The organism is Photorhabdus heterorhabditis (assembly GCF_001280945.1).
Classification (GTDB): Bacteria; Pseudomonadota; Gammaproteobacteria; order Enterobacterales; family Enterobacteriaceae; genus Photorhabdus; species Photorhabdus heterorhabditis.
The window spans coordinates 33,511-47,379 of record NZ_LJCS01000037.1 but is presented as its reverse complement, the minus strand read 5'-3'; the positions used below and the strand labels follow the sequence as shown (position 1 = coordinate 47,379).

9 protein-coding genes are annotated in these 13,869 nt (G+C 38.0%); all 9 read right to left on the bottom strand.

Going from position 1 to position 13,869, the window contains the following annotated elements; translation table 11 throughout:
• Positions 1-83: 83 nt before the first annotated feature.
• The 9 genes from AM629_RS13470 to AM629_RS13430 all read right to left on the bottom strand — a co-directional run bounded on the left by AM629_RS13470 (position 84) and on the right by AM629_RS13430 (position 13,858).
• A complete protein-coding gene (locus AM629_RS13470) occupies positions 84-983 on the bottom strand; it encodes a cycle-inhibiting factor (RefSeq protein ID WP_054479774.1) in 900 nt (299 codons plus the stop codon).
• Positions 984-1,082: 99 nt separating this feature from the next.
• Positions 1,083-1,994 (bottom strand): Pvc16 family protein, encoded by a 912-nt coding sequence (locus AM629_RS13465; RefSeq protein ID WP_054479771.1) that lies wholly within the window; start codon positions 1,992-1,994, stop codon positions 1,083-1,085.
• A gap of 24 nt (positions 1,995-2,018) precedes the next feature.
• A complete protein-coding gene (locus tag AM629_RS13460; RefSeq protein ID WP_054479769.1) occupies positions 2,019-4,103 on the bottom strand; it encodes an ATP-binding protein in 2,085 nt (694 codons plus the stop codon).
• 9 nt (positions 4,104-4,112) lie between these two features.
• Positions 4,113-6,008: a contractile injection system tape measure protein gene (locus tag AM629_RS13455; RefSeq protein ID WP_054479767.1), complete on the bottom strand. Its 1,896-nt coding sequence runs from the start codon at positions 6,006-6,008 to the stop codon at positions 4,113-4,115.
• A 95-nt stretch (positions 6,009-6,103) separates the two neighbouring features.
• Complete coding sequence (locus AM629_RS13450) at positions 6,104-6,946, bottom strand: phage tail protein (RefSeq protein ID WP_054479765.1); 843 nt, start codon at positions 6,944-6,946, stop codon at positions 6,104-6,106.
• A 262-nt stretch (positions 6,947-7,208) separates the two neighbouring features.
• The gene (locus AM629_RS13445) at positions 7,209-10,181 is read right to left on the bottom strand and encodes a baseplate wedge protein (protein WP_054479762.1); all 2,973 of its coding nucleotides are present in this window, start codon (positions 10,179-10,181) and stop codon (positions 7,209-7,211) included.
• Positions 10,174-12,921 (bottom strand): baseplate J/gp47 family protein, encoded by a 2,748-nt coding sequence (locus AM629_RS13440; RefSeq protein WP_054479760.1) that lies wholly within the window; start codon positions 12,919-12,921, stop codon positions 10,174-10,176. The genes AM629_RS13445 and AM629_RS13440 overlap by 8 nt, the downstream gene beginning before the upstream one ends.
• A gap of 83 nt (positions 12,922-13,004) precedes the next feature.
• On the bottom strand, positions 13,005-13,418 hold the full coding sequence (locus AM629_RS13435; protein WP_054479758.1) for a contractile injection system spike tip protein: 414 nt from the start codon (positions 13,416-13,418) through the stop codon (positions 13,005-13,007).
• Entirely contained in the window at positions 13,415-13,858 is a 444-nt protein-coding gene (locus AM629_RS13430) for a GPW/gp25 family protein (protein ID WP_054479756.1), read from the bottom strand. The genes AM629_RS13435 and AM629_RS13430 overlap by 4 nt, the downstream gene beginning before the upstream one ends.
• Positions 13,859-13,869 lie beyond the last annotated feature (11 nt).

Genomic DNA, 13,869 nt, shown 5'->3' with positions numbered 1-13,869 from the left:
CTTTTAAATATCATAAAAAATTATATATTATTGTTAATATAGTAAATTTAAATATTTTCAAGCTTCCATAAATAACAGATAAATTAAGTTAGTTTAGTTTTTAATTTTTCAATATTGCTAATGAAATCATTGATATCATATTCTCTTAAATAAATATCCACCACTTTATCTTTTTTAACTTCACCTAACTTCACATTGGATATATCTTTATTTAGATCAAGAAGTTCAGCTATTAACTCTCTTTGTTCATTCTCAGGTAGCATAATGAATTCATTACTTAAAAATTTCTTTAATTTATTCAAGTCAATCGATTCTTTTCCTCTGGAATTTAACCAATCTGCTATTTTAAGGGCGGGTAATGCACCATCTCCCAAATCTGACTGATAGATATATCCTACTCTTTCCCGATTCATTGATGGAATATCAATTAAGAACATATGTCCAAGTCGGTGGTCATTAATTAATGCAATATAATTATTTGAGTCATTGAGCTGTTCCAGTTTTTCAGCAAATTCATTACCGTTTATTTTTCCTGTTTGCGCCATTTTTACCGGGTCAACAGCATGTTCTCCTTCAGTCATTAATTTAAATATATTTTGTGCAGAATAACCACAAACTGGCTCCGTAGGATCATAAGGATTTTCTCCAACTATATCTTTATAACTTTCAAGCCCACCAAAGGAAGAAACCATTTCGTCAATTGTTTTAAACATGTTTTCCAGATCCCTATCGATGATTTTATCTTGCCAATTATCATTCCAGAGTAATTTGTTTCCTTTGGGATCATTATGTATTTTTATAATATCATCTATTAACTTTTCGGAGTTTAATCTAGGATCTTTTTGCTCTGGCATACCATTTAGATTAACTAAACAAGTGAGATAATCTATGTCCAGATAGTTATCTTCCTTTGCATTTTCAGATTTTACTAAATTTGTTTTTTCTTTTACACAATCATCTTCGCTACTATATTCTCGCATCATATTACCACCTATTACATTTATTAAAAAATATATCAAAAAGGAACAATACATTAATTAATAAATTATTTACATTCCATTTTTAATTAATGGGTAATAAATTCAAAATTTATTATCTTGTATTTCAATTAATTCTTCAGAATATTCCTCAATAATAATACCGGTATCACTTACATTCACAATGGCACTATGACTATTTTTCCAAGTTGAAAGAATATATCTTATTTTTGATAAATAATTCGAATAGGTAATACCAGAAACATTAAGAATAACGTTTTTATTTTCCCGATTTTCATTATTCTTTACGGTGAATTCAGTTTTTAGATTCACTTTAGTAAGGGCAAAACGTGCATCTTCTGTGCCACCCAAATCTAAATACAATTTCTCTGCCAGAACCTGATTTATTTGTGAACTGTCCAGACCCGATTTTTGATTTACAGAAGAGAAAATTTGGCTAACGGGTTTTATAGCATCCATATTTAACAGTTTTACCGGGGCAGTGACTGAATACAACAAAGAAAGTCGAGGGCGATTGCTGAGAGCTTGCCAAAAATTACCCAGGCTATTTAGGTTTTCTTGCGGCGGGATCACTCTGGTATATGCCCCAGGAATTGTAGGTAATTGCCGGTTATTAACCAATGCGTTCAAAACACATGTCATGACTTTCGCAGCTTGATTATTAGGCTGGCTATCAGGATTGGCGCTATCTCCTGATGGCTTATTTGAATGCCAATAAGTAATTAAGTAGTTGTAATTAATATTTACCCATCCCGGCAATAATGTACTGGAGGCAGGACAATAACTCCTGGGTTCGGCAGAACGTAGTTGTAGGTCTTCATGTATATCATAAAGAAATACACTAACTGTAGGACATGATGGAATTGATTCCATTTCAGGTAGATCAAAACGGATATCAATTTTCTGACCATAAATATTTAAATACTGAGATAAGATTGCATTTAATGCATTATTAACCTCAACGATTGCATTATCAGGTTCAATTATATTTATCATATTAACTCCAATTCTATTAAATGTTTAAAAAATCAATCGACCCGTTTTATTTAATTCGAGCATCACGGCCCGTTCTATATATTTATTTTCAATTTTAACGCTATGATTTTCGGCTGCTAATATCGATGCTAATAAAGCAACGTTTCTAATATTGGCTCCGGTTAGATCTGCCCGTTTAGCCAAATGTTCAAAATTAATCTCATCCGATAATCTAACTTGTTCAGGCCAAATGGTCTGCCACATTTTTTTACGCAATATTTCATCAGGATAAGTGAAACGAGTAATAAAGGTAAAGCGGCGATTAAATGCACTGTCCAGATGGCTGCGGTTATTAGTGGCTAAAATGACTAATCCCGGATAATCCTCCAATCGTTGTAAAAGATAAGAAACTTCAATATTAGCGTGTCTATCATGAGCATCTTTAGTTTCACTGCGCTTGCCAAATAATGCATCGGCTTCGTCAAAAAACAGGACCCCGGAATCAGCTTCCGCCAGGTCAAAAATACGGGCAATATTCTTCTCAGTTTCACCGATATATTTATTCACAACAGTAGAAAGATCCACTTTAATCAGATCAACACCAAGATACCCAGCAATAACCTCTGCCGCCATGGTTTTTCCCGTCCCTGATTCACCATAGAATAAAGCACTAATACCGGTACCATAGCTTATTTTATCCTGAAAGCCAGAACTCAGAATCTGGTCACGATAATTAATTGCCGCGATAATTTCTTTTAATTGTTGGACCAATTCATCCGAAATCACTAAATCATTAAAGTGGCGTTTTGGGGTAACTCTCTGGGCTAATTTACCGAAATTCTGTTGAGCGCGGAAACTTAATGCCTTGTACAAATCTATTTCTTCTAATTGACCTTGTGGTTGCCGGAGTATTTGGTATTGGCAAGCCTCTTTAAGAATTAAGGGTAATGTTTCGGCTGTAAATGAAAAACGCTGACATAATTTAGCGATATTAATCTCATCTGAAGAATTACTCGGTAAACTTGTTTTTAACATGATTCCTTTTTCTGTCAATGTTGCCATAGGCATATTAATTTGCACCATGGACAGATGTTTAATCCACATTAATGATTCTCTTGATTCTACTAAACAAACTACGCGTAATTTTGGTTGGTTCAGCAAAATAGATAATTCACTATTTAATATTTTCTTTTCTGCGGTAAGCAAAGAAAAATTGCGGATTAATAAACAGGCATCGTGTAACCGGGCTTCCCGTACTGCGTTTTTTAACAAGTCAGATATTGTGGTTGAGTTTTCTTCATTTGGCAGGCGAGCTAAATCAAGGGTTAACGTATTAATGCCATGAGACACCATGATATTACTCACCGCTAATTCTCTGGCGCTGGCCTGTTTTCCTCTGAGTATTACCAGTGGATACACCTCGTCTGCTTCATTCAATAATATTTTTTCAAGTTGACGATAAAGCGTTGGCGGATACCAAATGTGTAATGCAGGAGTACACCAGTAAGCACAGGTTATTAAAGGAGGTAAAATAACTCGCTGATCAAATAAAAAATGCCAAATTGCACTGTGAGTTAAAAATTGCGTTTGTAACCAGATAGACTCCTCGTCATTATTGAGTAGTAATAAATGATGACTAATTAATGGCGTGGGTGGTAAGAAGCAGTTTTGCAGTAATTGTTGATCACTTTGACGTTCACTAAATAATTCAATCGCTAAAGCAAAACTGGGCCATTGTCTTTTGCTATTACCATGCAGAGCAGCAAACAGCGCATGATAGCGGCTGTCAAAATGTGGCAATAAACCTAACAGTAAAACATCACATTCAAATTCAGTGAGTTCAAAACGTTCGACCAATAGTAACAAAGCATTAGAGGCAAGGTGCTTTTCAGTTTCTGGGTAGCTAACAATATTACTTTCCTCAGATAACCAATGAGGAATGCCCTGCGGTTGTACCAAATATTGATCTACCTTATCTTCGTCAAGTAAAAAACTTTCTGGCAAAGAGTCGTATTTATCTCTCTTTTGATAATAGTAATGCTGCAATAATAGATCAATACGTTCCAAATGAGGATAAATCCAACGTAACTCAGCCATCATATAATGGTTATTTTTGAGTAAAGAATTCATATAAACCTTTTAAATATTTTGCCAGTCTATGGATAAAGGCTGATTCAGCCAGGGAAGTTTTGCGATATGTAACGGCCATGGCCAGTCATTTAATAGCAGATCAAATGTCTGACGTTGGATTATGATTTTGATTTCCTGTTCACCAATGAGCAACTTACCTGGCCGTTGTAAAAACAGTTGCCGGACGTCATTACGGCTTAAGTTTTTCCAGCCAAGAAGTTGGGCGATAACGGCATCCAGCCATTGCTCTGTTATCAACCGTTTTTCTGGCTCAAGAAAAATTGATTCATTATCTTCATTGACCATTAAGCCACACAATACGTTATTCAATGTCTTTCGTTCTATTTGCCCCTCTTCGTCTCCCCAAATCAGGTAGTCCAATAAATCAACTGCACTAAACTGAGCCTGATGATGAATAAATTGTTGTGTTTCAAGCAAACCAAAATGATTAAATAATGTAGCCAACATCGGCCATAGAATTAATATTCCAGCATTATTTACTTGATATAAAGGAGTTTGTTCAGTCAATAAATCCGGCCAAATGCGTGGTCTGTTAATAGTTTGCAATTGACTACAGTGATTATCTTTAATACATAGGTTATCTGGTGCTAATAATATTGAATGATCTTGAGAGATTAATTTTCGATCCGCATTATTTGATATAAAGCGTTGCGAAAGATGTTGATATTGTTCAGCAGAAAGATGTTTTTTGCCGAGCTGTGAAACAGGAGTCAATTGCCATAATGGCGCTAACCATGCTGTACCTGCTTTGTTATATAACGCCGGATGTTGCAATAGCTGGAGAATATTTTCTGTTTTGACCTCCCCTGTTTGAATCGCTGTAGCTATTAATGAAAGTTGATGCTGATTTAATGGTGGTAAATCTTGCTGAGGCTCCATTGCTAATATCTGTAATAACTGAGCCAATAGAAGATTAACTTCCGTTGTTTTACGGAAAGCATGTTCTCTGAAAGTTTGCTCTTGATCACTAAAACGATTAACTAAAGTTTCATATTGCTGAATAGAGAGGTGTTTTTTGCAAAGTTGCGGAATGAGATCTGTTTGCCAAAGTTGCACCAGCCACTCATGTAATAACGAATGATTAGTCACGATAACTTGACGAAATAACGTAAGAATAGGTACAACATTAAGCGTCCCTTGATTGAGGTCAACGATAATACGTGATATCACTTGCGTATCTGGCTTGATTATTTCTTGTATATTATGCCACTGCATATATCCCAGCGCATTCAATATCAGTTGACCAGCGGAAACTAATTCTTCCTGATGCTGTGATATATTTATATCCTCTAATAATTTGCAATTAATGGCAGTTAATAAAGCCGGTTGATTGATAGACAAAAGTCGTTGCAAACGATATTCAGATAAACAGCTTTTTGCTAATAATAATGTTAAATGACTTTCCATTCTCGTTAATTGATTAATTAACTGTTTGACATTGATATTATCTAGCATTACTTTTTTTGAATTTAATTTAAAATCTTTTTGAGATAAATAATGAATAAACTCCTCTATATTAATTAAACGATTATCCTTAAGTGAAGGAGGCTTATTGGTATTTTTTAATATAATTGGATCTTCCTGAAAGATTTTTTCTTCATTATTATCCTTATAACATTGGCTAAATACTCTATTTAGCGCAGCATTAAGCCTAATCGGAAACAATGAATTAAAATCATGCAAGCTTATTGTACCAAGATCCAATGATAATTTTTCCAAACAAATATCTTGATTGATAGTATATTCATTAAAATATAAGTTAAATAGCTGATATATATTGACTTTATTTAGTAGAGAACCATGCAATACTTTTTTAGCCTCCTGTTGATTATCAGCGTCAATATTAATGGTAATCTGATCCAGCTGATTTTTCTCAGAAATCATATAAATATTTCCTTTCTAATTAATAAGAATATACCCTTCATCTTTCAAGCTGCTGCTGGGTATAGATGACATGAATCTGCCAGTGTGGAATAAAATTAAAGTTTTATAATAAAGGCTAATAAATAGTAAGGCGGAACCACGTCAACTTTATGGCTATGTGGAGAAGACGATCCTGTTGCTGGGTGATTATGTCCTTTTCCCTCCCCAACTTCTGATGTATGTGGATGCAGATCATCATAATTACTATTTTTATCTTTGTGCCAAAGTGACGAATTAGGTGTATTATCTATTCGGTATGGTGTTTTCCCCCAATTAACATGGGAATATCCAAATCCTCCATCACTATGATAAGGAAGACATTGAATATGTTTATGCTTAGGTATTTGTGAGATATCCAGTATAGTATCTTCTACTTTAACGTTGACAGAAACTGTAATTGATTCTGTATCTTTGAAGGAGTTTTTCTTATCTCCACTACCACTGGCTTTACTACTTTCGCCTTTTTCAGAAAGGGTTTCACCGCACATAATAAAACGGTTTCTTAAATCTGGGGTTTTGTTATCACCATTACAAAAAGCCCAACCTGGTGGGATTTCATTCTCTGAACCTGAAAACATCACAATCATTCCTTTAGGGAATACTTGGTTTGGATTAATACTAATGCCATCTGAATCAACAGTGATACCATTCCCAGTCTTGATTTTAACCACTAATCTACCATGCTCATCCAGTTTCAGCGCTGAATTTGGATTATCGGCTTGTCCAGGCGCTTGCCCGGTTGCTTTGCGGCCAATATCAGCCATATCAATTAAATATTCATAATCAGTCTGTAATGGAATACTGCCGGCTTTAAAACGATCTTTTAAATATTTTACTGAGAGATTTTTTGATTCACTCTTAGTATCTTCCGCTTTTGGTAGATTATGTTCTTTTTCCATTTTTATTACCTCATATAGTATCGAATTATTTTAAATACCCATGTGGATATTACTACTCAATAATATACCCGTCATCTTTCAAGTTGCTTCTTTGTTGGCTGCACTCACTCACCCCGGTCACAGTGTTATCTATGCTCCCGGGGATTCGCTCCCTTGCCGCCGCGATGCATCTTGAAATCCATAGGGTATAAAAGATAATTAATTTAATAGTAAAATAAATGGTTCCTATTATGATGACACATTACCCCTTCTCATATGTAAATTAATCTTTGTTTTTATCATTTTCAGACTGAGATTGAGAATGTTCAGATAATGTATTTTTATCACTATCTTCATTAATCTCCGTATTTATCTGAACTCCTGGTACATATAACAGTTGGTCACTCTCAATCATCTTAGCACGCAATTCATCATTAGGTTCTTTGATGACTTCATTTTTCTGTTTTTCAGTCGCAATGCGCAAATTTCCCGTACCGGTTAATGCCGAAGGCAAACGACCCAAGGTTAACATTTCTAATATATGATAGGCTTCATCCCCTAAAGGAGCACCATTATTTTGCCAACGCTTATAAGTGCTGGCAAAATTTTTAAAACGTTCTGGTGACAACCAATGAATAATCATAGAAATATGCGCCGGGAATTCAGCTAAAATCTCAGTTTTTATCCAAGATTCCAGTTTGTGAGGATCAACATGACTATTATTCCCAATTAACTGGCGATTAATCACTACACTGACGACAAATGAAAAACGATCGGTATAAGCATATTTTTCACTGGAAAAATACCAACGATAACGCCACGCTTCTTCTTCTGGTGGAAAATTATGTTTCTGATTTGCCATTTTTTCGAGTTTTATCCAACCCTCAATACGATCAAAGTCCATTATCTTGGCTTTTAGCTCATAATCTGATGGAGAATCTGAACCCATCGACGTATTTCTTGGTGATACATGAGATGTAATGACATATTTCAGGGTGATTTCATCACCTTTATTGATCATTGCAGGGAAAGGGCTGTAGGCATTAGAGACAATCCATCGTTCATCTTTTCCACTACTTTCATGTAATTTATCGTCATAAACCAGTTGATAATCCATATCTTCTAACCACACCGGACTATCACACCAGAATAAATTATTATTATCAAATGCCTGCCGGACTTCTTTCAGTCTGTGTTCCAAAACCACACTGTTATGGGTATCAAGATAAAATGATTTTTCCGTAATTTTAGTAATTATTTGCCCCCGCAATGTGAATCCATTATCGCCTTTAATAATCAGGTCAATCATTTGCCCACGCAGTAACTGCCCTACCACTTCTTTTTTCTGGGTAATAATTAAATGATGGCTTTTAGAACTAGGGTTATCCTTAATATCCAGAGCATCAGGCTCTTGCTCCTTGTCGAATTTCGCATTAGATTTTACGGGTAAAAGCCGACGATGCTCAATCAAGTAAAAAGGAAGGTCTGCCAGATCTGGTGGTTCATTGAAACATTTTTTCCCCAAACCCAGCCGAGCTGCAATCCGTTTTTGCAGTGCCGACACCTTATCAATACGAATATTATTACGGTGATAGGCCAATTCTGGTTGTTGAGCTAAGTAACCGCGCTGGGTAGATAGAAAATCCTGTCGGCTAAGTATCAGAGGTCTGGCTGCACGATGAGCACCAAAATAGCCTAATAGGTAATCCAGAATTTCCAATTCCTTAGAATAACTTCCGTCATTACTGTCGATTTGCGCATCATCATTTAGCTTCTTAATTAAGTCAGGCATTATTTCCTGATGCACTTTTTGACTCATCGTATTCGTTTTAAAAGGCCATTGCACACCGTATACCGCATTTCCTCGCTGTTTAAAAGCCAATAGTTTTGGCAATAAAGCAAGTTCAGCGCAGCCATTAGCCAACATTTGTTCAAAAGGCAGCATAAATTGATGCAATTGTTTTTGTTGTTGAGTATTAGCGTCAGTCTGCAATCCATAACAGGCAGGTAATTTATTGCTCACCGGATAGTAATCCCGGACTTTACGATGTTTTCCCCAGTTTAATAATTCTGCCCGTGTATCAATCAGCGGTTCTGTAATGAGCTTTTTCTCTATATCTTCTTTAGAAACCGAAACTTTCACACCACCTTTAGCAATAATAGTCAGCGGGCCGTTTGGTGAGGTAATCAATGCTAAGGGATCTTGGCCCCATAGTCTGGGATAATAATGTTCTTTAACAATTTTCCAGGACCAATTATCGCCCGATAGCGGAGAAATAAGGTGAGTATCATATTCGCCTAATTCCAGCCGGGTGACACTTTGAACACCTTTAATCGTCAATAATCGGTTAACCAGAGGACTTAGCTTTAATACCATCGAGCCGTCGTAATTTTTAATCGGCGGTAATTGAGGTATCCAACCGTGATGTAAATAAGGCCCATCAAAAATTTCTTCATTACTGTAATCCTGTTCCTTCATTGCCTCAGTGGTATAGCGTAATGGCTTTTCAATCACTATTTCTTCCGCTGTCATATAAATTTTAGCCAATATGTCAGCGATATCTTTGACATCATCATTTAGCTGAATATCAATCTGTAATGGTAGATCGACGGGTTCCAGCCAAATAATTTTACTGACAAACTCTCCCAGGTTACGGTTGTTCCGCAAGAAGTCTTTCAGGATTTCCTCAGCCTGAGTTTTATTGGTTTCAGTTTCCCGGCTGGGGAGTAAATAAAGCCAGTAGTTTCCTCTTAGGGTTAATTGGCTATCTGTTCCAGAATTTTTAAATCTATATTCACGTTTCTCTTTGTTATACCAGTATTCATAGCGTTGGCCTTTAGGCTCACATACCAGCAGCACATCATTAAATAAAAAATAACCATTAACTGTGTCGTCACTATGTAAAGTGTCGCCACTGTGCAAATCCAACAAGGCCCGGCGATAATCCTCCGCCGTAATGGGGCCACAAGTCAGCATTTGTTGCGGACTAAATTCTTGTGGAAAAATACCATCACCGGATGTCCGTTCTTCTGGTTTAGGGGTAAGGAGATCCCGAAGTGGTAATGAATGGCGATAGGCTAAATCGGACGCACCATAACAACAGGCTTCTAATAGCGTAATACCGGGATCATTTTCCCCCATATCACTCCAGTATTGCCCGGATTGTTGCTTAATAATCGCTTTTGCTTGAGTGAGTAAGGTATCAAAGGCAATATCGTCTTTAACGATGGAAAACAATGCATCCTGATTATTCATTGTTAACTCCTTGATTTGATGAATTCTTTTCAGGCCAAACTAAAATCAGTACTTCATTATCGTCAGCTTCAATACTTTTACCTTTATCACCTACACTCTGGCTGCCTTTTTGCAAAGTTAAGCCAGTGACCCGCTCAACCAAAGGTGATCGCTGAATCGTGGCTAACAACTGGTAATAATCAATGTGACTCCCGATTGCGACACCGATAACAGGATTTTCCCCCCATGGCATATATTGCCGACTCAATTCTCGTTGTAGTTGATCATAGCCATAGTCGGAATTAATACCGTCAACAAATGCCAGGTGATAACGGATCAGGACGTCAACATAAGTAGGATTGCTAATTTCAATGTCTACCCAAGGGCTACTTAATCGACCTAACCACTCAATCATCTCTTTCAATCGAGCCGCGTTCAATTTCGGGCGTAGCGCATCATCGTTATCTTTGTAACGGTTGTCCGGGATCACGATCAATTGTTGCTTTTCTGGTGCCGGAATAGTGGTTAATTTACTGCCAGAATGGTGTCTGACATCAAATAAGCTAATAAAATGATCTTTTAGTAATGTCACCATATTCCCCCAACTCAACGCTCGGTTACGATGAGATAGCCGGGTAGGAATCCGTTTCAAAAAGGCTTGCTCAGTTTCTGGCGGGTGACCATTCCAGGATGCCCAAGGTTGGGTAATACCATTGATCGCAACGGATGCCGTGACCAGTTGTTTAATACTGTCGGCGGCCAATCCATTGATAAAATGATCCCGCTCAACCGTTTCTGGATTAATTAAGGTGGCGATTGTAGCGTTATACAGCAGGCCCTTAATACGTGGATAATCTTGAGGTTTAATCTGATTGGTTATCTCTGCTTTCAGCCAGTACCGGCCCGTCGGCATCAGAGCGACTTGATTTGCCGCGTCCTCTGGTAATAAGGCACGCCAGATACCCCGATCAAACAGATTACGCGTTTGATCGTGAACTCGTTTATCCAATGGACTCCAGATGTTGTGTTTGTTGAGATAAAACCAGGATAAATTAAGCGCTTTAAGACCTTCTAACTGCCAATATAAGGATAGCGTTTGCCCTGGCAGTACACCGGTAAATCCCAAATAAAATGCTTCATGGGTGAATGCTGACGTTTCCGCTGCTGCCTCGCCACGGCCAAAAGGTGCCAGAGGATAAACGGCAAATTGTTCAGGTTTGGCTTTAGCGCTGAATTGAACCTGTAACGCACTGATTTGTGGCGTATAGGGTAAATTCTTATCTTTGGGATTTTTCCAGTATTGGGGGTGCATAAAATCTTGCTTGGCCAGTTCTATCCGCACCGATGCAGGCCAATCATTAGGTTCTGGACTGTCTGCAAGAGGGTAATCCATTGCCGGTAAGGTAAACGTTAGACTTTGCCCTTGGGGTTCATTAGCTCCACCGAATAACGACTGGAGTCCATTAATCGACTTTTTTTCCTTATTAGGAGTAACTAAATAACCCTGAACCTCAAATGCCTTATTATCGGGTTTAGTATCATATGCTGCATACCATTGTGAAAAATTTTGTTGCGGCAAGCCAACCCATTGAGGCGTAATCGTCAATGTTGCGTTTTCAGAGCCATACCATTCCGGGGCAACCAAATTAAAACCGGAGCCTAACGACGGCAATTGACCAAAGGGAAAACTGGTTGTATCCGTTTGTTCAATACCGCCATCAGAGGCATAGTACACACTGCGGTTACCATTAACATTGACTTCGATCTCGGTAATTTTAGGTAGAGTAGAGCCTTGAGTGGTACCTAGCTTTAACACCGGTACATCAAACGTCATATTATCCAAACCATCAGGCGGAGTGATGGGATCATGGTTAGCTGACAAGTAAAATGTAAGGCAATGGACGTCAGTATTTTCTTTTACTTCGGTATTCTCTTTTACTTCTGTTGTTACAGAAGGTTTCGGCAGTGAAAGCCAATGATCTCCCGAACTGATCTGAGCAATGATGTGATCACGATTACCTTCCCACTTGTTCGCCAGTGTCACTTTAATACTGCGTTTTCCTGCTGACATGGTAAATAGAGGCGAAGTAATCAGATAGCCTGAAAGCACTGAAACATCATTAGATGTTGGGCTAAAAAGCCGGATATCGTTTTCTGGTAATTTAATGCTCTCTGCAAGATTCAATAGTATTGCCGATTGCCAGCCATCACCCTCTTTTCGATACCAACGCAAATCGGTTAATGCCCCCTGATTCGCTAATAAATCGGATTCGGTCACATACTGTAACGGATTTCCCGCCCTATCATGCCCGGCATCAAAAAGTGTTCCTTTTGGAATAAGATATTCGGCACAATCAGCATTCAGGGTAATACCTATTGCAACCTGATCCGCCCGCGCATTTCTGGGTTTCAAACCCAATAACTCCCGGTAATAAAGATTACGATGCCGTGCCGGGAAGGTATTGAATAATATTTTAGTTGTTTCTAATAGTTTTAAAAAAGCCAGTAAAAATGCCTGATGGGCGGGTAAAAGGCCATTTGCTTTATGCACATTTTGGTAAATATCCACTAATTGCTGAGGATGATTTTCCTGAATAAAGTAGAAACTATCCCAGAATTTCTTTTTCTCCTGATCAAAGGGAATTTTTTCCGCATATGTTTTAAGCCAATTTAAAATATCCAACATACTTCTTTCATCAAGTTTAAAATTGGTATCCGGTACGATAGCGGTAAGTTTATTATTTAATCCGGTCTGTTCCATATTTACGCCACCTGTTATTTGAATATAACCTTAATATGTTTTCAGGAGATCATGATTATTTGAAAATAAGATTAAACTGTTATCTACCCGGCACTAACGGCATATTGACTGGCAATAAAACGGCCTTTTCCCATACTGGGTGCTGTCACATCTGGGCCAGCCTGACTAGTTGCTGGTTGTGACGGCGTAAAACGGGCAGTAAATTGTTGCCCAACAATAATCACCGTGACAGGGCTGCGACAAAAGTTTACCTGCTGGCTGGCATCTAACTGAGCAATGGTGACCATGCCCATACCGGGTATCGGGTGGCTGGGGGTAATATATTGCGCTTGAAACTGTACTTTTTTTTCGTCCCCCACAATAACGATCTTTTTCCCCCGGATTTGCGCGTGCCCGCTGCCTCTGATGGTTGCCGGCCCCAAAATGATGACCTGCCGGTTACCAAACAACGGTTCGAATAGCAGGATGTCGCCATCAACAACCAGTTGTTTACTCATACGATCACCTGTATCGGCCCTTCGCCAATCTCAAGAATACCTTCAATTTGCTGGCTAATTTCGCTACCTCTCAGGGCATAAGTCACCTGAACATGTAAGGTATTAGGCAAATCGGTTCTCTGGCTCCCCTGAATTTCCGTCACTTCTGCACGGGGTTCATAACGTAATACTCGCTCTTCAATGCGCGTTTGAATTCGTGCTATTAGTTCATCACTGATATTTTCAAACATATAATCATTCAGGCCACAACCATAATCTTCACGCATAATCCGCTCGCCAGGTTCCGTTAAAAAAAGGATTTTCATACTCTGGCGAACATGCTCGGCTCCTTCCGCCATTTTTACGCCAGATTGTGTTTCAGGAATATTTTCATCAATAAAAAACTGTGGCGGAAATGCCCAGCCCCGACCATAAATATCAGCCAATATTTTGTTTGTCATTTTACTGTCCT

What these genes read in the sequence shown, in the direction of transcription:
- AM629_RS13470 (WP_054479774.1), bottom strand. Translation starts at nt 983, where the DNA reads ATGATGCGAGAATATAGTAGCGAAGATGATTGTGTAAAAGAAAAAACA.
- AM629_RS13465 (WP_054479771.1), bottom strand. Translation starts at nt 1,994, where the DNA reads ATGATAAATATAATTGAACCTGATAATGCAATCGTTGAGGTTAATAAT.
- AM629_RS13460 (WP_054479769.1), bottom strand. Translation starts at nt 4,103, where the DNA reads ATGAATTCTTTACTCAAAAATAACCATTATATGATGGCTGAGTTACGT.
- AM629_RS13455 (WP_054479767.1), bottom strand. Translation starts at nt 6,008, where the DNA reads ATGATTTCTGAGAAAAATCAGCTGGATCAGATTACCATTAATATTGAC.
- AM629_RS13450 (WP_054479765.1), bottom strand. Translation starts at nt 6,946, where the DNA reads ATGGAAAAAGAACATAATCTACCAAAAGCGGAAGATACTAAGAGTGAA.
- AM629_RS13445 (WP_054479762.1), bottom strand. Translation starts at nt 10,181, where the DNA reads ATGAATAATCAGGATGCATTGTTTTCCATCGTTAAAGACGATATTGCC.
- AM629_RS13440 (WP_054479760.1), bottom strand. Translation starts at nt 12,921, where the DNA reads ATGGAACAGACCGGATTAAATAATAAACTTACCGCTATCGTACCGGAT.
- AM629_RS13435 (WP_054479758.1), bottom strand. Translation starts at nt 13,418, where the DNA reads ATGAGTAAACAACTGGTTGTTGATGGCGACATCCTGCTATTCGAACCG.
- AM629_RS13430 (WP_054479756.1), bottom strand. Translation starts at nt 13,858, where the DNA reads ATGACAAACAAAATATTGGCTGATATTTATGGTCGGGGCTGGGCATTT.